This is a genomic window from Bifidobacterium bohemicum DSM 22767 (assembly GCF_000741525.1).
In the GTDB taxonomy this organism is placed as follows: Bacteria; Actinomycetota; Actinomycetes; order Actinomycetales; family Bifidobacteriaceae; genus Bifidobacterium; species Bifidobacterium bohemicum.
On sequence record NZ_JGYP01000002.1, the window covers coordinates 139,629 to 160,772 of the forward strand.

9 protein-coding genes and 1 pseudogene are annotated in these 21,144 nt (G+C 58.8%); 3 read left to right on the top strand and 7 right to left on the bottom strand.

Annotation, left to right across the window (positions count from 1 at the left end; genetic code table 11):
• Positions 1-47 precede the first annotated feature (47 nt).
• Complete coding sequence (locus BBOH_RS02905) at positions 48-1,244, bottom strand: alkaline phosphatase family protein (protein WP_033521075.1); 1,197 nt, start codon at positions 1,242-1,244, stop codon at positions 48-50.
• Between the two features lie 177 nt (positions 1,245-1,421).
• On the opposite strand from BBOH_RS02905, the gene BBOH_RS02910 reads away from it, so the two are divergent.
• Positions 1,422-4,166 carry a DNA gyrase/topoisomerase IV subunit A gene (locus BBOH_RS02910; protein WP_033521073.1) on the top strand — a complete coding sequence of 915 codons (2,745 nt, stop codon included), beginning with the start codon at positions 1,422-1,424 and terminating at the stop codon, positions 4,164-4,166.
• A 1,275-nt stretch (positions 4,167-5,441) separates the two neighbouring features.
• Here the strand turns inward: BBOH_RS02910 and BBOH_RS02915 are convergent.
• The 5 genes and pseudogenes from BBOH_RS02915 to BBOH_RS08965 form a co-directional block, all read right to left on the bottom strand.
• A pseudogene (locus BBOH_RS02915) lies at positions 5,442-10,127 on the bottom strand (DEAD/DEAH box helicase); the annotation flags it as partial.
• A gap of 60 nt (positions 10,128-10,187) precedes the next feature.
• The gene (locus BBOH_RS02920) at positions 10,188-11,426 is read right to left on the bottom strand and encodes an MFS transporter (protein WP_033521071.1); all 1,239 of its coding nucleotides are present in this window, start codon (positions 11,424-11,426) and stop codon (positions 10,188-10,190) included.
• 216 nt (positions 11,427-11,642) lie between these two features.
• On the bottom strand, positions 11,643-14,081 hold the full coding sequence (locus tag BBOH_RS02925; RefSeq protein ID WP_033521070.1) for a DNA gyrase/topoisomerase IV subunit B: 2,439 nt from the start codon (positions 14,079-14,081) through the stop codon (positions 11,643-11,645).
• Positions 14,082-14,137: 56 nt separating this feature from the next.
• Positions 14,138-15,580, bottom strand: coding sequence for an RNA polymerase sigma factor (locus BBOH_RS02930; RefSeq protein ID WP_074428468.1), 1,443 nt, complete (start codon positions 15,578-15,580; stop codon positions 14,138-14,140).
• A gap of 132 nt (positions 15,581-15,712) precedes the next feature.
• Positions 15,713-16,675 carry a hypothetical protein gene (locus tag BBOH_RS08965; RefSeq protein ID WP_161786400.1) on the bottom strand — a complete coding sequence of 321 codons (963 nt, stop codon included), beginning with the start codon at positions 16,673-16,675 and terminating at the stop codon, positions 15,713-15,715.
• Between the two features lie 120 nt (positions 16,676-16,795).
• On the opposite strand from BBOH_RS08965, the gene BBOH_RS02940 reads away from it, so the two are divergent.
• Positions 16,796-17,947 carry a polyprenyl synthetase family protein gene (locus tag BBOH_RS02940; RefSeq protein ID WP_033521069.1) on the top strand — a complete coding sequence of 384 codons (1,152 nt, stop codon included), beginning with the start codon at positions 16,796-16,798 and terminating at the stop codon, positions 17,945-17,947.
• Positions 17,948-18,052: 105 nt separating this feature from the next.
• The gene (locus BBOH_RS02945; protein WP_033521067.1) at positions 18,053-20,374 is read left to right on the top strand and encodes a protein kinase domain-containing protein; all 2,322 of its coding nucleotides are present in this window, start codon (positions 18,053-18,055) and stop codon (positions 20,372-20,374) included.
• A 46-nt stretch (positions 20,375-20,420) separates the two neighbouring features.
• Here BBOH_RS02945 and BBOH_RS02950 read toward each other — a convergent pair whose 3' ends face one another.
• Positions 20,421-21,113: a lysophospholipid acyltransferase family protein gene (locus tag BBOH_RS02950; protein ID WP_033521065.1), complete on the bottom strand. Its 693-nt coding sequence runs from the start codon at positions 21,111-21,113 to the stop codon at positions 20,421-20,423.
• Positions 21,114-21,144 lie beyond the last annotated feature (31 nt).

A 21,144-nucleotide genomic window follows, 5' to 3' on the forward strand; every position in this document is an offset into this window, starting at 1 on the left:
CGCACGGCGCCCATGGAATGCGTCGAACCAATAACAACGGCATTGGCTCACGCCACATCAATCAAACATGGAATTTCTCTCTCCAAACGCGTCAGCGAACCATGCATGCCCGGCAAGGACATGGATTCCTCGCTTTGAATACGCGAGTCCACAATGAATCCCAAACCGGCAGCGCACACCACCACGTCACCGATCAACGGCTCGACACGATTCTCGACTTGCCCGTAGAACCCACGCTCGATGGCCTCATACCGCGTGAGCACGAGCGCACGCTCCCCAAGCCTATCGCGCCAACGGGCGGCCAGTTGGTCGGCCTGCGTTCCCCGCTGCGCGTACAGCATCACGATGCGAGGCTCACCGCCCACCAATGCGACTCCATCGGCGAGCGCCGGATCACGGGCGATGTCAATGCGCTCCGAAGAATTTGGGGCGACCATGCCGTGATCCGCAGTGATTACGAGCAAAGTCCCTGAAGGCAGCGAGCGATGCAAGGCCTTCAGCTGAGCATCCGCGTTTTCCAGAGCCATCGCCCACTGATCGCTGGCCGGACCGAAACGATGCCCGGCTTTGTCGACATCCTCGATATAGTAATACGTTATCCCCGGAGTCCTCGCGGCCTGACACGCCGCCTCGACACGCCGTTCGACACGAAGGGAACCCCGGTACTCCCCACCACGCAGCGCGGCCCGGGTCAAGGAGGAATGAGCGAACTTCGGCAGGCCCACCGACGTGACACGCACGCCGTCATCGATCAACCGTTCGAAAATCGTCTGTTGACACTGCAGCCGGGCCGGATCGGGAGCTCCGGCGAACGAAATGAGCTGGCCTATGCCACCGGTGGCCTCATTGAGCTGGGTGAATCCCACCATACCGGTCATTCCGGGACAGGTACCCGTGCCGAACGTGCCCAGAACAATGGGGGTCGTGCTGGGCACCGTAGTGACGATGGGCTCATCATTGCCCTGACGTTCCATCAGTTTGCGCAAATAAGGCGCATGCCCGACCCGTAGCACCAGGTTCCAAAACCCAAGACCATCAACCAAAGCCACCACGACGGAGTCGACACGCGGCAGCCCCAACGCCGAGCGGTCCGCCTCCGGATCAGGATGCATCACAGTGGGCAGGCAATGTCCTATGGCCGCACTCAACGCCGGAAGCAAAGCGGAGATATGACGTGAGGCACCATACGAATCGACTGCACGAAAACGAAGCAAATCCTGTACGGAAGGGATATCTAAGGTCATGGCTCCATTCTTTCACCGGGCGTCGGCAACCGCCGATGCCGGCGATGTTTCCTCCAGGAACGCACTCCGACCGCTATATGGATAACGGCGTCATCCCAACGTCCACGTCCGAAACGACAGGACGGAGTATGATAGAATCTGATTTTCGTCGTTTTCCTTCAAGGAGTTCACAACAGCATGGTGCAGCGTCACAAACCGACCAAACCGGCCTTCGATCCACGTATGGTCAAGGAGAACATCGTAGAGACGCCACTGAACGAAGAGATGAGCAAATCCTTCCTTGAGTACGCCTATTCGGTGATTTACGCCCGCGCGTTGCCCGACGCACGAGACGGCATGAAACCGGTACAACGACGCATCATCTATCAGATGGGGCAGATGAATCTCAACCCCGACAAGCCGTATATGAAGTCCGCGCGTGCCGTGGGCGAAGTGATGGGCAAACTGCATCCGCACGGGGACTCCTCAATTTACGAGGCCATGGTTCGCCTGGCGCAACCGTTCGCGATGCGCTTGCCATTGGTGGACGGGCATGGCAATTTCGGTTCACTGGACGACGGTCCGGCCGCCTCGCGATACACGGAAGCCAGGCTTGCCCCCGCGGCCTTGGGGATGAACGCGAATATCGACGAAGACACCGTGGACTTCTCCCCCAACTATGACAACAAGCTCAAGGAACCCGACGTATTACCGGCGTCCATTCCGAATCTGTTGGTGAACGGGGCCTCGGGCATCGCCGTGGGCATGGCCACCAACATGGCAACACACAATCTCGGCGAAGTCGTCAACGCCGCGAAATACCTGATGAAGCACCCCGATGCCAGCCTCGACGAACTGATGGATTACGTCCCCGGCCCCGATTGGCCCAGCGGCGGCATCATCATCGGACGCGACGGCATCCGTGAAGCCTACGAGACCGGACGCGGAACCCTGACCACACGTTCCGCCACGCATATCGAGAACGTGACCGCACGCAAAAAGGCCATCGTCGTCACGGAACTGCCCTATATGGTCGGCCCCGAACGAGTGCTCGAACGCATCTCGGAGGGGGTGAAGAACCACCACATCGAGGGCGTCTCGGGTGCCATCGATCTGACCGACCGGCACAATGGCACACGTATCGTCATCGAGATCAAAACGGGCTTCGACCCCAACGCCGTGCTGGCGCAGCTTTTCAAATACACCCCGCTCGAAGACAATTTCACCATGAACAACGTGGCACTGGTGCACGGCCGGCCGCACACGATGGGTCTGAAAGAAATGCTCGAGGTATGGGTCGAACACCGTCGCACCGTGATTCACCGGCGTAGCGTGTTCAGGCGCAAAAAGGCCCAGGAGCGCCTGCATCTGGTCGAAGGCCTGCTGCTGGCCATGGTCGACATCGACGAGGTGATTCAGGTCATCCGCACCTCCGAGAACGCCGACACCGCCAAGACACGGCTGATGGCCGTATTCGACCTGGACGAGATTCAGGCGCAGTACATCCTGGATCTAAGACTGCGACGCCTGACCAAGATGAGCCGTATCGAGCTCGAAACCGAACAGGACGAACTGAAGAAACAAATCCAAGAACTGGACGCGATCCTGGCTTCGACCGAACGACTGGATGCCGTGGTGGTCGAAGAAATGGACGAAGCCGTCGGAAAGTGGGGCGATCCGCGACGCACGGTGCTGCTCGACATAGGCGAAGACGGTGCCTTGAGTCCTGTAAGCGTCAAAGGAACGCATGGAACCGGCACGAATGCGGATGTCACGTCCTTGAACCCAGACACAACGGCCAGCGCCGCCATACGCATGGCCAACACGGTTTCTTCGGCGGCCTCTGGACTTGAGGCCGCAGCCAAGGCCAAAAAGGCCGGTCGGGAGCAGGCCGCGGTTCAGGCTCTGAAACTCGATGACGAGCCGTGTGTCGTGCTTTTCAGCGCAACAGGCCTTATTGCGCGAACCTCGATGAGCGCCTTGGACGTGTGGCGCGGTCGTGGGGCCGGCGAGCCTCGCGAGCAGGACGATCAGATCGTTTCGATCTTCGCCACGACCACACTCGCCAACTACGGTCTGATTACTTCGGCAGGACGCTTGGTGCTGGCGCATACGGCCGATCTGCCGAAACTGCCCGCGATGACGCACCTCAGCGTCTCGGGCGGGGTCAAGGCTGACGAACTGATCGCAGCAACGGAAAGCACCGATCCGGTCCCGGGCGAACGCGTCGTCGCGGCAATGGCATTGAATGCGACCGCCTCAACATCGGGCTCAACCAATACGACCGACGATCGCAATCCCGCCGCCAGGACGTCCCCTCTGGCGATGGGCACACGCAACGGCATGGTGAAACGTTGGAATCTCGAAGGACCAAGCACCATGGACTCATGGCCGATCATCGACCTCAAAGATGGCGACAGAGTGCTTTTCGCAGCTCCGGCAGCCGACGACGACCGAATCGTCTTCATCTCCTCGGATTCCTCGTTGCTGACGTTCGGAGCCGATGTCGTGCGTCCGCAAGGACGAACAGCAGGTGGCATGAATGGTATCAGGCTCGGCGAAAATCAGCAGGTCGTAGCCTTCAACGTGGTGCCGGCCGGCAAGATCGCATGGACGTACGAAGAGGGTGAAAACAGCCTGTATTCGGCCTCGGGAGCCGTCGTGCTCACCGTCGCCGGCGATGACGCGGCACTGCCCGGCACCGAAACCGGAGCAGCCAAGGTGACCCCGCTGGAGATGTATCCGACCAAGGGACGCGGCACCGGCGGCGTGCGCTCGCAGCGTTTCCTTAAGGGCCAGAGCACCCTGACCTGTGCGGCCATCGGCACCTACCCCCTTTACGCGAGCACTTCCGGCGGATCGCCCGTCGAGCTGCCCAAGCCGGACATGCGCCGCGATGCCTCCGGCGTCGACCTCTCCGCACCGATCGAATATGTTGCATAAACTCTGATGCCTCAACATAGTCGTCGTTGAGGTATCAGGATTTCGGTTCTGAAAGAACATGCAGATGCAGAACGATCGAAGAACGCCGTCTAAGCACCATCATCGTATTTTTACCATGAATCGCAATGACGGCTCTGTTGGTGACGCCACCAACAATCCGCCAACAATATCGTGACGCCGGTCTGGACCACGACGGAATTACCACAGTGCATGCCTCCTCTCTGCTTTCGGTCAACAACGTGGATGCCTTTTCGACCACCGCAATACCAATGCCACCGCTATCTCACCGGTCGTATATCGAAACATAGCCTTCCCGGCAAACGCTCGCAGCTCCCCCACCTTTTACGCGCAAAGCATGCGACTTCACCCTTATCCGACTCGGCCATCACATCATGGGACGAGGCCAACAGCGACCGATGTCAATCCCTCGGTGTCTTCAGCCCAATCACCAATCCGCATCCCATCTGGCAGTTCGTTAACACCCCCCACTGCAACCCGTTTGCACGATGAAACTAACAGAATGACAGTCAAAGGGACCGTAAAAAATGGTCGGCAGAACGGATTCCATCAGTGCCTATGCCAAGCTATAATCGCTCGGCCCCGCACAAATACGGTTTCAAGATTGAAAAGCAATGCAAAACTCGCTTGTTTCCGTTACCGATAGAGTTTCATACCCTGCGGGGATGGGGTAAAACCCGCCGTACGCAATAGTTGCGCGTAGCGACTCGACGCCGTGAGCGGTTCACCGTTGGCATCGCGGAAGGTGACGCTACCGTATTTCTTGCCGGTTCGTCCTCCTGGTTCATATCGAGAACGCAAGGTATCGGCCAACCGGGTGATGGCGCGCTGCAGTTCGAAATCGGTGGCTTCGAAAAACAGCAGGTGGTGACTGGACGGAATGGCGTACAGTATCGGCCTGCCCTCGATGAGAATAACCACGGAACCGACCTTGCGCATAGGCTGGACCGACTTCACATGCTTATGCCTGACCCCGGCCCCGGTTGCGACGGGCAGACTATCGTTTAACCGAACCGACGACTTGATCGAACCGATGCCTTCGCTGCCCTCTTGCGAAATGTCAATCGGTTCAACGGCGGAGGAACCGGAAGACCGTATAGTAGCCGAACCGTTCTCCTGATTGGCTTCGGCACTGCCGTTTTTAACTATAGGTTCACAGCCGTCGGCGGGGTTCGACGATGGCCATGGAACGGCCCCGCCAGCAAGACTGGCCGGGTCGGCGGCATCCAGCGCCACTGCGAGCGCAGAGTTCTGCATACGCCACTGACGTAATCGGTCGATGGTCGTGCGTTCGGCGAACTGCACGGCCGAAAGACCACGAACGAACATGCCGCGAACCAACGTACCGGCGGCCTCCATCTGTTTCAACACCGGATAGATATCGGAAAAACCTGAGGCTCCCGGATCCATGTCCATCAGCGGCGGCGCGATGATGCCGTAACGGTCAAGCAACGTTTCCACCTGAGCAATGGCGCGCCGCTCCGGCCACACACCTTCAGGTTGCGGCACCGCCGACCACAAACCGGCCAATGTGCCCGGCAATTGCGGCCGTCGTTCGACCCGTACGCGGCCATACAGGCGGTGACGGCTCAGCGGCCTTCCTGCATTCGAACGACCGGCGGATCGTGCGCCATTCCCGTTTTGCAACAGGGCACGAACCGGAGCGAAGGACGAATTGGTCACCTTGCCTTGCCATACCAACGACCAAAGCTCTCGTTCGAAGCCCGAATCTCCCAATGAAGACACACTGATCTCGCCGGTTAGCGGATCCACTACTTCGCGCGGACCGCCTCCGCCGTAAAGTCGCCATTGCCGCTGTAGCTGCTCGGCGCGATAGGAGCCGCCAGAAGCCAACAACGACATGATCCCACCGCCGGCAGACTCATCGACCGCCCCGGAACGAGAAACGGATTGCGGCCGATAATCGTCGACATGATTGTTTGCCGGAATCGGTGGACGATGCGTACTTTCTGATCGAGATGGAATGTCCTGCCCGTCGGACACGTTCAAAGCCTTTGGATCCTCTTCGGGTTGCTGATCGTCATGTTCCCCGGCAGCATTCGATTCACCGCCGTTTGCAAGCAGGGGCGAATCAGCGAGATAAAATGCGATTTTGCCGGGTTTCATGGCCTGTTGCGGACCCAAAGCGGCGCCTTCGTCTTTGAAACCCATCCAAATCGCCTCACCCGCTGAAAGCAACTCGTCGAGCATCGCCGGCGTAAAGTCCGGAACCCTTGCGGAGAACACCGAGGATTCCCACATCGCTGCCGGCAAGGGCATGCCTTCCAACTGCTCGATGACGCGCAGCAGACCATCCGCTCCGACGAAACCCGGCCCGGCAGCTTGAGAACTTTCCGGAGCATCTTGCATTCGATCGTTTTCCATCGAATCGTCAACACCGACTGAATAGCGATTGCCGCCGGGCGCATGCGAATAAGCATTGCTGCCGAATTCCGCGCCGATCCCCTGCATCACCAACAACCAGGACTGGTACGTTTCGAAGCTTACGGGTTTCAGGGATTTGCGCGTCAGCGTCTGCGAGCGTGAACGGATACGGCGGAACACTTCACGGTGCAAATATTGCGGACCGGGCAGATTCTTGACGAACTCGCCGGACATGAGCACGCCGCAGGCCTTGAGATCATCGAGCTCATGAACCGCTGTGGCGGCATCCAAACCAAGTTCCTCCACGGCCTGGTCGGCAGTGAACGGCCCGTGCGTCTTGGCGAACCGCAGCATTCGGCCGGCCACATCATCAGGTTCCAGCTCGTTCCAGAATCGTTGACGGCTCAACTCATCTTCAACCTGGGCGATGGCCTTGGGATCAAGGACATCGGCGATATGACCGCTGCCCAGAAGTTCTTCCAAGACCTCCGGGTCCATCGCCAACAGCGAGGCGCGACGTTCGGCCTGCGGCGAGTCATATTCATACATCACCGAGCCCACGAAGCCGAAGAGCAGGTTCTGCGCGAACGGAGATGGACTTTGCGTCTCGACATCAACAACCTCGATTGCGCCGTCATCGATACCGGTCATCAGCCGTTTCAAAGCCGGCAAATCATAGACATCCTGCAGACACTCGCGGGCGGTCTCCAGGACCAGCGGGAAATTGTGCCTGGTCTTGGCCGCAGCCAAAAGCTCCGAAGCCCGCAGACGCTGTTGCCACAACGGCACGCGTTTGCCGGGATTCATCCTTGGCATGTAGAGCGAACGGGCGGCACATTCGCGGAACCGGGTGGCGAACAGCACCGAGTCGCCGATCTCCTCCTCCACATCCCGAAGCAGTTCATCGGCATCGAACCGGAAGAGTCCGAAGGCGCCGACATGGCCGTCCTGTTCAGGCAAGCGCACCACAATGCCGTCGTCGGTGGCATATGTCTGCCCGTCGAAGCCATACTTGCGCTTGAGCCGGTTGGTGACCGCGAGCGCCCACGGCTCGTGGACACGGCGACCAAACGGTGAATGCAGCATGATCCTCCAGTCGCCTTCCTCGTCCTGGCAACGTTCGACGACAATGGTTTTGTCGGTCGGCAGCGAACCGGTTGCGGCCTTCTGCTCGGACAGCAGACAGGCGAGGTTGGCCCTGCCGTTGTCATCCAAACCGTCGTCTTTGAGCCGCTGTTCAGTGGATGGGTCGAAATACGGCTCGGCACGGTCATTATCGGATTGAGATATATGTGCAGCATCCGACGTGGATGCCGGTATCAAACCATCGCCGATCTGTCGAACAAACGCACCCAGCAACGCGCCGAAACCGGCGTCGCGTCCGGGGCCTTCTCCGTGCCAGAACGGCAGTCGCGCGGTGCGCCCGGGGGCCGGGGTGACCACGACACGGTCGTTGGTGATCTCATCGATCTGCCAGGTCGAGGTGCCGAGCGTGATGACGTCGCCCACGCGGGATTCGTAGACCATCTCTTCGTCGAGCTCCCCCACTTTCTTGCGGCCCGAACCGGCGTCGGCTTCAGGCAGCACGACAGTGTAGGTGCCGCGGTCGGGGATGGTGCCGCCGCTGGTGACGGCCAGACGCTGGGCCCCCGGACGGGCGGAAACGATGCCCAGCTCGGCATTGAGTTGCAGCGGTGGCCGGAAAGCGGAGAATTCCTCGGAATTGTAAGCGCCGGTAAGCATCCCGATGACATTGTCGAACATGTCGCGAGAAAGTGTGGCGAACGGTGCGGTACGACGCACAGCCGCATACCATTCATCGGTTTTCAGATCTTCCATCGCCGCCGCTGCGACCGTCTGCTGGGCCAGAATATCCAAGGGATTACGACGGACGGACAGCGGCTCGATTCCGCTGCGCCGCATGCTCTCCACTGTCGCAGTGGAAGTAATGAGCTCCTGACGGGTCAGCGGATAGAACAGCGCGTGCGAAATTCCGCCGACACGATGGTCGGCCCTGCCGACACGCTGCAGACCCGACGAAACGGACAGGGGCGGCGCGACCTGAATGACCATGTCGACCGAACCCATATCGATGCCCAGCTCAAGGCTGCTCGTGGCAATCACGCAACGCAGGCGTCCGTGCTTCAAATCATCTTCTATGACCTTGCGCCGCTCCTTGGATACGGAACCGTGGTGAGCCATGGCGATGGTCTCGCTTCCCCGGTGCGAACCGACCAAGGCGGTGGAGGAACCGACGATGGAATCGTAGTGTCTGCCGTCGCCGTAGGAACGGTCATCGACTTCGATGCCGCATTCCGTCTCGGCGTAGAGGTCGTTTATGCGTGCGGTCAATCGCTCGGCCAGTCCGCGCGAATTGACGAACACCAAAGTGCTGTGATGGCTGAGAATCTCATCGAGAATACTGCGCTCGACCGCCGGCCAGACGGAGTGCGAGGCCGAAGCGTTCGGCGAGGAATAGTCGCCGTGTTTGGCCGACGAGGCGGAATAATTGACGGTATCGTCAATATTCGGGGTATCGAAATTCGAAGACGAAACCGGCGTTGTGTCCGCAAGGCCCTGTGATTTGCCAAAACCACCTGTATTCGACCCCGAGCCGTCGTACCGGCGTTCTGGCGCATTTGAAAAGTCATCAACGACGTTTTTGCGGGCTTCGGCCAACGCCTGCATGGCTGGACTGACACCGCTTAGATGGCGAGAATCATGGCGTTTGGCGTTATGGTTCGATTTCCCTTGTCCTGTATCCGCGCCACCGACATGAAATCCGCCTTCGTCATCGGAGGCGGTCCCCAACGCCCCCATATCCGCGACAGGTTCGACGATTTTCAGATCCATATGCACCGGATCGGCTGCGTCGACAATCGCGACCGGCTGGTCCCCGCCCAGGAAGAACGCGGCTTCCTTCGACGGATTGACCGTCGCGGAAAGCCCTATGCGCTGCATGTTCCGTCCTGTCAGCAAATCAAGCCGTTCCAAGCTCAACGCAAGGTGAGCACCGCGTTTGGTGGCGGCGAGCGCATGCACCTCGTCGACGATGACGGTCTCGACACCTTTCAGGATGCGCCGGGCTTTCGAGGTCAGGAGCAAATACAATGATTCGGGCGTGGTGATCAGAATATCCGGCGGATGCGAGACGATGCGCCGGCGCTCCTTGGCCGTGGTATCCCCCGAACGAATGGCCACGTCGATGTCAGGCGGTTCCATACCTTCCGAAACGCACTGCGCTGCTATGCCTTCCAGCGGAACCCGTAGATTGCGTTCGACGTCGGCCCCAAGCGCCTTGAGCGGAGAAATATAGAGTACTTTGACACCGGATTTAGTGGATTTAATTGAATTGGCCGATTGCCCGCCAATCAACCCGTCGATGGCTGAAAGAAACGCAGCCAGGGTCTTGCCGGAACCTGTGGGCGCGACGACCAAGACGTTCTCTCCGGCCTTGATATGCGGCCAGGCCTCTTGCTGAGCATCCGTAGGCGCACCGAAGGCATGTCTGAACCATGCCGCGGTGGGAGGCGAAAACAGATCCAGACATTCGTACATATGTTCTATTATTGCAATACCTCACGACGTTGGCGACCGACGCTCAAAAACCATCGGATATCAGTCCCGACGACCCACCCTGCGCCGCAGCATCTCGTGCATCGCTACCATGAGCACCAGCAACACCAGCAGATACCACGGATACAAGGTTATCGTGGCGTGTTGGGCAATCAGACCGAAGACGGGGGGCATGAGCATGGAACCGGCGTAAGCGCAGGCCATCTGCACGCCGACAATCGCCTGTGAACGTTCCACACCGAAATAGGCGGGGGTGGAATGGATGACGCACGGGTAAATCGGCGCACAGCCCAGGCCGATCAGCACGAGTCCGACGACGGTGGCGACATGCCCGGGCAACGGGACAAGCATGACGACGATACCCAAACCAAGAACAGCCTGACCGATGCGGATCATCGTGGGATCGTCGAACTTCATGGTCATGAATCCGCTCAACGCACGACCCGCGGTGATGCCCAGGTAAAACAGGCTTGCCAGGCTCGCCGCGGTGACCTTGCCGATGCCGTCATGCCGAACCATATAGCTTGAGGCCCAAAGCCCCGAGGTGGTCTCGATGGCGCAATAGCAGAAGAACATCACAAGAATCTCTTTGGCGCCACGGATGGCCAGCACCCCGCGCACCCCCAGCGGTTTGACGGGCTTGGGTTCCGCTTCGGCTCCTGCGACGGCTTCGGTTCCATCGACGGGAGTCTCGCCTTCACTCAGGTCCGAACCGGCCACCGCCGAAGCCTCGTCACGATTCTTCCAAAGCGGCAGCGAAAAGACGATAATCACCGTCAGCACGATCTGAATGATGGAAATGTAGCGATATCCCCACTGCCAGCCTTGTCCGCCGGAAAGCGCGAATCCCATCACGTAGGGGCCAGCCGAAGCGCCAACACCCCACATGCAGTGCAGCCAGCTCATATGACGACTGGCGTAGTGGATGGCGACGTAATTGTTCAGGGCGGCATCCACGCCTCCGGCACCGAGACCGTAAGGAATCGCAATCAGGGCGAGCACCCAGTAATCGGGCGCCACCGAGAAACCGAACAGTGCCACCGCCGTCATGCCCACCGACACGGCCGTAAGCCTGCCGGCGCCGAAGCGTAGCGAGAACCGATCGGACAGCAAGGCCGAGATAATCGTACCGCCCGAAATGATCATTGATATGCCGCCCACCCAAGACAGTGGCACCTTCATCTGCGGTTGCATACTAGGCCAAGCGGCGCCAAGCAACGAATCAGGCAGACCCAGCGAAACGAACGCCAGGTAAATCACACCAAGCAGCAGACTAGTCAACTCGAGCACTCCTTTGTCAACAATGGCACACGCCGCACGTGGAATCGACCGTTACGACGGAATCTCGTAGGATGCACCCTATGCAACAGCTCGCAATCAGGGCTTCCAATAGGACACGGCCATATTCTGTCATATAGGGGCAGACCAGTCCGCAAACGTCGTCACCCGCGTGTCGTCTTTGGCTGAGGAGATCCTCGGCCAAAGAAGGACATGGTATCAGGTGTCGATCTTGGAGCGGTCGAAGTCATCGGCGTTCTCAACGATGAAATCACGACGCGGAGGCACCTCGTCGCCCATCAGCAGCGTGAAGGTGGCGCTGGCGTCCTCTGCCTCCTTCATCGTGATGCGACGAAGCATGCGGCTACGCGGATCCATGGTGGTGTCGGCGAGCTGATCGGCATCCATCTCGCCCAAACCCTTGTACCGCTGCACATCCGGGTTGTAGGCGATACCTTTGTCGTCCAGATCGGCCAGTTTGCCCGCCAATTCATCATCGGAATACGTATAGATGAACTCGCCTTTGCGGCTTCCGGCGAGCGCTATGCGGTGCAATGGCGGCACTGCCGCGTAGACGTGGCCGTGTGAAATCAGCGGTCGCATGAACCGATAGAACAGTGTCAGCAGGAGAATCCGGATGTGGGCGCCGTCCACGTCGGCATCCGTCATCATGATGACCTTGTCATAGCGCGTCTGCGTCACGTCGAAACTGGCACCGGAACCGGCCCCGATGACCTGAATGATCGCGGAGCATTCCTTGTTGGCCAGTATCTGATTCATGCTGGCCTTCTGCACATTGAGAATCTTGCCACGAATCGGCAGCAGAGCCTGGAACCCTGAGTTACGGGCCGCCTTGGCGGTGCCAAGAGCCGAATCACCCTCGACGATGAACAGTTCCGCGACGTCGTCGTTGCCAGGCTGGCAGTCGGAGAGCTTGGCGGGCATGGACGCGGATTCCAGTGCGTTCTTACGACGCGTGACCTCTTTGGTTTTGCGCGCCTGCACACGGGCGTGCATCTCGCCCACGATCTTCTCCAGTACGCGCACGGACTGGTCTTTGAAACCACGTTTCGATCCCGAAATCATCTCGCCGAACTGCTCGTCCGTCATACGAGCGACAATCGGGCGCACTGGAGCCGTGCCGAGCACATCCTTGGTCTGACCTTGGAACTGGGGTTCCGCGATGCGCACCGTGACCACTGCGACGAGCCCGGTCAGGATATCGTCGCGCTCAACCTTGGTTTTGGAATCCTTGAGGTTGACCTTGAGCTTACGCGCATTGTCCTCGACGGCCTTGCGCACCTGCCTGGTCAGCCCCTGCAGGAATCCGTCGACGTGCATGCCGCCGCCCGGTGTCTCCACGACGTTGACGAAGCTGCGGATCGTCGTGTCGTAGCCGTTGACCCAACGCAACGCGATATCGACTTTGCAGTCGCGCTTGGTCTTTTGTGCATGCAAATCCCCATTGTCGTCCACGGCCTGCGTCTCCTCGGTATAGGTCTGCTCACCGCTGATGGACCAGATGCCGGAGACCGGTTCGCCCTGCGAAAGGAAGTCCACGAAATCCTTGACGCCTCCGGTATGCAGGAACTCCTCGACACGCCTATGCGCACGAGGGTTCCGAATGGGCGTGAGAGCGGAATCGACGGCGGCATCCGCCTGACCGTCGGCAACGTCTTGATCCGACGGTGCCCCCTGACCGTCCTGATCGTCGCCGGCACTGGAACGGGCCTTGCCGGCGTCCGATACGTCCAGACCTTCGAAGGCGCCGTCATCATCGGAACCCTCTTCCGAATCGAAAAGGCCATCGCCTTCATCGTATGTACCGTCTTGTGCGGTATGTTCGTCATCGTCCCGGCCACCGGTGACCTCATCCTGAGCGTTTTGGACCCCAGGGGTCGGGAGCGCGTCAACTTCGAACATGTCGTCAATGGCGGCATCACCGGTCCGGGCGATGTTCTCGTCGATGATGGTGATTTTCAGACCCGGCACCAAGAAGCTCGTCTGACGAACCCGATCGACCAGCTGCTCATAGTTGAATTTCGCTGTTTCGTTGAAAATCTCCGGATCGGCCCAGTACCGAATACGCGTGCCTGTGGTCTTACGTGAGACCTTACCGATCACCTCCAGCTCGGTGGGCTGGTTCTTGCGCGTCTTTTTGAACGGATTATCCGGCGAGCGATGTTCCGCGTCAGGATCATCGTACGTTCCTGCGTGCCCCTGATGGAAGGCCATATGATAGGTCTTACCGTTACGATTGACCTCGACGTCAAGCCTCGAGCTTAATGCGTTCACCACCGACGAGCCCACGCCGTGCAGGCCACCTGAGGCACCATAGGAGGAATTACCGAATTTCGCCCCGGCGTGCAACTTGGTCAGCACGACCTCGACACCCGTAAGTTTCGTCTTCTGTTCGACGTCGACGGGAATGCCGCGGCCGTTGTCGGCCACCTCCACCGAACCGTCGGTATGCAAGGTGACGACGATATGGTCGCAGGCACCGGCTAACGCCTCATCGACCGAATTGTCAATAATCTCCCACAGACAGTGCATCAACCCATCGCTGTCGGTGGTACCGATGTACATTCCGGGGCGCTTGCGTACCGCGTCAAGCCCCTCGAGCACCGACAGGTCTTTGGCGCTGTATTCCTCAACCATTAAGCTTCGTCCCCTACTTCAACGAACCCATACAAAGTATCGCGCTAATGACGGCATCACTGATCCAGGAAGTCACGCAAGGCCTGTGAACGCGAAGGATGGCGCAGCTTCGACATGGTCTTCGACTCGATCTGTCGAATGCGCTCACGCGTGACACCGTAGACGCGCCCGATATCATCGAGGGTCTTCGGCTGTCCGTCCTCAAGGCCATAACGCATCTTGATCACACCGGCCTCACGAGGCGAAAGCGTCTCAAGTACCTGACGGAACTGCTCCTGCAACAGTGAAAAGGCCACGGCTTCGGAAGGCGCGATGGCATCGGTGTCTTCAATGAGATCACCGAACTCGGAATCACCGTCCTCGCCGAGCGGAGTATGCAGGGAAATAGGCTCACGCCCGTACTTCTGCACTTCCTGGACTTTCTCGACCGGCATGTCGAGCTCACGTGCCAACTCATCAGGCGTAGGCTCACGACCCAAATCCTGAAGCATCTGACGCTGAACCCGCGAAAGCTTGTTGATGACCTCAACCATGTGCACCGGCACTCGAATGGTACGCGCCTGATCGGCCATCGCGCGCGTGATGGCCTGACGGATCCACCATGTGGCATACGTGGAGAATTTGAATCCCTTCTTCCAATCGAACTTCTCCACAGCGCGAATAAGGCCAAGGTTGCCCTCCTGGATCAAGTCCAGGAAGAGCATGCCGCGACCCGTATAACGCTTGGCCAGCGACACCACAAGACGAAGGTTGGCCTCCAGCAAATGATCCTTGGCCTTTTTGCCATCGTTTGCGGCCCATTTGAGCTCACGCTTACGCTTGAAGTCCATGTCTTCGGACTCGGTGTCCAGAAGATGCTGCGCGTACAGACCGGCCTCGATACGTTCGGACAGGTCGACCTCCTGTTCGGCGTTCAACAGGCTCACGCGACCGATCTGCTTGAGGTAGTCCTTGACAGGATCCGCGGTGGCGCCAGCGGCCACGACACGACGTTTGGGATTGCCGGAAGGAGTCAGATTGTCGTCGTCGTCGGTGTTGCTGACAACGAACGCGCCCTTGGCCTTCGGCAGTTCAGGCGCGATCCGATGGTCTACCGCTCCCTCGTCGATCTCGTCATCATCTTCCCCGTCGTCAAGATCATCTTCCGGTTCCTCATCAGTCTCGTCATCATCGGACAAGGACGAAGAATCATCCTCAAGATCATCAAAATCCTCGTCATCGTCGAGGCCATCAAAATCCTTGTCCTCGTCATCAAGATCGACGTCGTCATCGAGTGCAATGTCGTTATCAGATGCGTTGGCGTCACCGTTCTTCTCATTGTCCACGGACTTGCTCGCGGTCTTTGCGCGAGATTTGCGGGAGGTCGAACGTGAGCCTGCCTTGCGGCGGGGCGAAGACCCTGACGATGAGTCCAAAGCCTCCGGCTCTTCCACGGGCTCCGTCTTGTCGGTATCGTCAATCCGCACCGGCGTCTTGTGCTGCTTCCTGGCCAAACTCATCCCTCCTGCACGGTTCTATGTCTACACACGGTAAAACCCACTAGAACTCGAGTTACGCTTATAGGTCTTCTTATAGGAGTTAACCATCTTGCGGGGACGATTATTCCCACACGCCTATGGTCCGTCATCCGATCAGATGCCCACCGCGGCTTGCGCCCATGCCGGTCGGGTCCCCTTGACGATCGCCGACAAAAGAACCCTTGCCAGCACGCACTGCTCGTCATGCTTTAACGCCCGGAGGACATAGGCACGAGCCGAAGGTTCATCGAGCCACCACAAGGCGTATGCGGTCACGCAGCAGGGCTGCACGCAGAAACGTTCCAGTCCGTTTTCCGTCATGGGCTTCAACATCGCCACACCATGCATGCATCGTTCGAAATCAGGACGTGTGGTGCCGTCATTGAACGCCGCGGCGAGGGTACGGTAGAGCAGCCGCACATTGGCCGCATCGTGTGGTTTGGCGATAAAATCGCACATCGTTCTTCTGCCGTGTTCGCCATAAAAATCACCCACCAGCGAAAGAATCAGAGCGTCACGCACAGGCAGTGATTGAGCCATGGCTACCGACAATGCCTGCTGACTGGAAACCGACAACAACGACATCCGGTCCAGACCGTGTTGAGGCATATTCTCCTGGACGCCCACGGTTGACGGCAACAGCCCTTCGTCGGCGCGCAAGCGCTTAACCGGACCTGTTTCAGCTTTCAATCTCCTTTCGTCACTGGTTCTCACCCCGTTCTCAAGATTGGCGCACCATTGTTCAAGTGGATGTTCGAGCCATCCCCCGTCAGCGACCTCGCAACCTTCGCGCATCCGCCGTCGCTGCAACACCCGCGCGGCCTTTTCCAACCTTTCGATGCTCAAGACCGGCGAACTCGTCAAACCCGGCGCATCATACGAACGAACCTTGTGATGCCTCTGTCCTTCTGCTTTGGGGTCTCGCGGCGCCGTGGCACTTCGTTGTCGCGATTGCTCGCGGGCAGAGGCTTCCCCGCGTTTCCTGCTCTGTATGGTGACGCCGACGGCATCCATCATCGCTCTCCTTTTCGCCATGTTCGCTATCAATTGGGCATTGCCGGTGCAAATCGCTTGCATGCAACTATGGCACCTCAAAAGCCGGGTTCAAAGAAAAACCGAGGTATGTGGATAAACGTTCATATCGTTGGAATAGAGCCGATCTGTAATAAATCTTGCGATGTGGATAACCTTGCAACCATGCAGAGCATTGTGGACAACCCAACCATCGATCAACGCATCGATCAGCTTACCGCCGAATGGATAAGCGATATCGACAACAGCAATATCCCAGATTCCTTGCGACAGGTAATTGAAACAATGGCGGCTCAGGCGCTTTCCAGCAACGCGAAAGGCAAACGGCTACGGGCTCGTCTGGCTCTTGCGGCATTCCAAACCGGACTGACCCGGCAAGGCGGCGACGACAATCCACCGATCGGAAATAATCGGAATTCAAACGTGGGTTTCGACCCTTCGTCTTGCGAAGGCACCGGGATGCTCGACCTGGCCTGCGCCATCGAGATATATCAGACCAGTGCCCTGATTCACGACGATTTGATAGATGACTCGCCAATGCGTCGGGGACGGCCCAGCGCCCATGCCGCGTTGGGACAATCCCTCGAAGATCGCACCGTGGGGAAAGAATTGGGGCTGATGCTGGGCAACATGCTTGCCACCGCCAGTGTCGGAATCGCCCAGAATGCTCTGCGCCAGCACGGTATGCACCACAGCCGAGAATGTCTCGAAATGTTCCTCGATATGCAACGAGCCGTAGAAATCGGTCAAAGTCTCGATATCGACGCACAGACACTGGATCCCGGAAAACCGAAAGCCATCGAGCAAGCCGCGTTAAGCGTTTACGAGTGGAAAACGGCAAGCTATACCACCATCGCTCCGATCGAGCTGGGTCTGGCCGCAGCCGGCATGAATGCCGAAAAGGCGCACGACACGGCGTATGCCATAGGTTTGCCCCTCGGTATCGCTTTTCAACTGGCCGACGATCTGATTGACGTCATCGCCGATCCGCGCCAAACGGGAAAACCGCAAGGCGGAGACATACGGGAAGGCAAACGCACCGTACTGCTGTCCGACGCGATTTCCAAGGCGGAAACGCCCGACGGGGAGGCACTGATCGCCATGTACCGAGCGCCGGCCAGAACGAATGATGACGTGGCGTTGGCACTGCGGCTTTTTACCCGGACCGGAGCGACTGCAATCAGTGTCAGGCGTATCAGAACCCAATGGGAACAAGCTCGGAAAGCCGTCACGAAGTTCGCGACGGATTCCTCCGTTTGCACAGACCCACTGCTCGAGGCATGCCGTCGCCTGATACCATCCTTCATAACGCAGTGACACTTTACCTGCAGACACGCCACCGCTGCACTACACTGGTACCTCGCCGCATGTACGATAGTACTGAGATATCTGCACCGATTCCAGAAAGAACCAGACGAAGCGATGAGTCAACCCGACACCGTCCCCCAATCCCCTCTGATCGAGGGACGATACCGCCTTCTTGGCAAAATCGCCGAAGGTGGCATGGCCACGGTTTACAAGGCCTTGGACGAAAGACTCGACCGTACCGTGGCCATCAAGGTGATGCATACCCAACTCGCGCAGGGACCACATCGTGCCGAGTTCGTCGAACGCTTCCATCGCGAGGCACGCAGTGCGGCAGCAATCAGCAACCCGCATATCGTCCAGGTCTATGACACCGGAACCGCAAACGGACTCGACTTTCTGGTGATGGAGTACGTGCACGGAGTCAACCTGCGTCATGAGATGGATACGCAAGGCACTTTCGATGTGCGGGAGACGGTGCGCATCGTCTCGCAGACGCTTGACGGACTGGCCTCGGCGCATCGCGCGCAGGTCGTGCACCGCGACATCAAACCGGAAAACATTCTTCTGAACGACCGTGGGCGTGTGCAGATCACGGATTTCGGACTGGCGAAGGCCGTTTCGGAAGCGACCCTGTCATCCACGGGAATGCTGTTGGGCACAGCCGCCTATCTTGCGCCGGAAATGATCGAGAACAACGAGGCCACCCCTCAGGGCGATTTGTATTCCGTGGGCATCATGGCATGGGAGATGCTGGCTGGCAGGGTGCCGTTCGTCTCCGACAACCCGGTGACCCTCATCTTCAAACATGTTCATGAGGACGTTCCCTCAATCACAACCGCATGTTCCGGCATCAATCCACAAGTCGCGGCCTTTATCGCGCGCCTGACCTCGCGCAGCGTCGCAGGACGACCTGACGACGCCACGATGGCACTTGCCGAACTTAAGAGCCTATGTGCGGGCTTGGGGGCCCAGGATTGGATATATCGCCTACCCAGCCCAGCCAAACCAACCCGGAATTCTTCACCAGGTCGTAACGGCGCAGGAACACCCTCCTCTTCCACCCCGGCGGCCACGAACGTTGCCTCACGGCCGGCGGACCGGTTCTCAATGAGCCCGAATGCCCCGACCGCCATCCCGACGCCGAACGACGTTTCGACGCCGACCGGCCCGCTACACGCGGAATCCACCGCGAATCTCACGCTTTCCAACGCCAGTGGACAACAGGCCGCCACTGGTCGGACGCGTTCATTCGGGCCCCGTGTGCACGCCAACAACGGCTCGAGCGCATTGCATGAGCCGACGACCGTCATCAACCCGATCACGGCTTCACCGACTGTCAATACAAACAAGCCCGCATACGGCAATGTCGACCGTGCAGGAAGTTCCGCCGCAACGGTTCCCGCATATAAGTCCACGGCAATGGCCCCGCAGATGCCGCCAAATGCAATCGCTTCACGACCGCATCGGCACCGAGGCCTCATCGTGGCCTGTGTGGTCGGTCTTGTCCTGCTCGCGGGAGGTTCGGCCTCGTGGTGGTATTTTTGGGGGCCGGGCAGCTACTGGAGCCTGCCGAAGCCGGACGACCTATCGTGCGGAGAGGACACTCCGTGTGTCATCAAAGACATCTCGTGGAATGATTACGAGCGCACGCTTAAGGTGACGGGCATCCCCTATACGACCTCGCTCAAGTACAGCGATTCGGTCGCGAAGGGCGATGTCATTTCCACCGACCCCGCAACCGTTTCGTCACACATAAGCAAGCGTCAAAGTGCCAAACTCACCGTGACGGTTTCAAGAGGGGTGCGACGGTCCACCATTCCGCAGGATATCCTCGACCCCGGCACTCCTAGCGGCAAAAGACCGCTGGATGCCTTGAGCCAAGCCGGATTCACCGTCGTAGAGCACGACAAGTCCAAAGACGCCTATTCCCTGGAACATCCAGAAGGCAGCATACTATCAATCGACCCCAAGCCCGGCACGACGATGGCGCACAACAGCAAAGTGACGGTGATTCTGTCAAAGGGGCCGATGCCGGTAAGCATGCCGAATCTGGTCGGACGCCCTAAAGATGAAGCGGTCACGGCCTTTGCGCAGGCAAAACTCAAGGCAAGTTTCACTGAGGAATTCAGCGATACGGCTCCGCGCGGAACAGTGATTTCGACTTCGGTCAAGCCCGGCACACAGTTGCATTGGGGCGATTCCGTTGATGCCGTGGTTTCGAAGGGACCGGAAACGGTGACCATACCCGATGTCCGCGGCAAGAAAAGCGACGAAGCGAAGAAGGAACTTGAAGCCCTCGGGCTGAAGGTTCAGATCTCCTCCCCTGCCGGCGACTGGTTCCATCAGGTTCGTTTCCAAGACCCCGCCCCAGGCCAGCAGGTCCGGGTGCACGACGAGAAGGGCACCGCCACCGTGGTGACCATCACCGTGGTCTGATCGCAGCAAGTTGCGATGGTTCGGCGGCAAGAGGTTTTGCCGCAAATCACACGGATTGGGGGCCCGCCTTCATTCTCGCCTTGACGGTCTGCGCGTATTCGTCAACGTATTCCTGCCCGCTGAGCTGCGCGATTCGCGTAACCAGTTCATCGGTCAGGTCGCGTAGTTGTTCGCGCGTAAGGGTATCGGGGTCCTGTTTCCTGACCATGATGGGCTTGCCGTAAATGACCTTGGTGCGTCCTTTGCCGGGAATCACCTGACCCGGCATCTGTACTTCCCTACTGCCGATCACGGCTGTGGGTACAATCGGACAGCCGCTTTCGAATGCCAGTTTCGCAGCCCCCGTATGTCCGCGATACAACCGTCCGTCCGGACTGCGCGTTCCCTCGACATGGATGCCGAAAAGATGTCCTTCCTGCAAGATCTCAAGCGCATGGGCGATGGCGCCCAGCGATTTCGAACCTCCTGAGCGATCCACAGGAAACACGCCCACGGAAGTGAACCACCATTTGATGAACCGTCCTTTGATGCCTTTGCCCTCGAAATACTCGGCTTTGCCCATGAAATGAATCATGCGTGGACTGGTGAGGGGAATAAGGGCATCATCGACCACGGCCAAGTGGTTGGATGCGATGATTGCGCCACCGGTCTTAGGAATGTTCTCCACCCCATAACCGGTCGGATGCATTCTCCATCGGGCAATCGGACCTAACGCCTTCACGAAAAACCAATACAGCATAAGAATCCTTCCTTTGTGTCGCACCACGCGC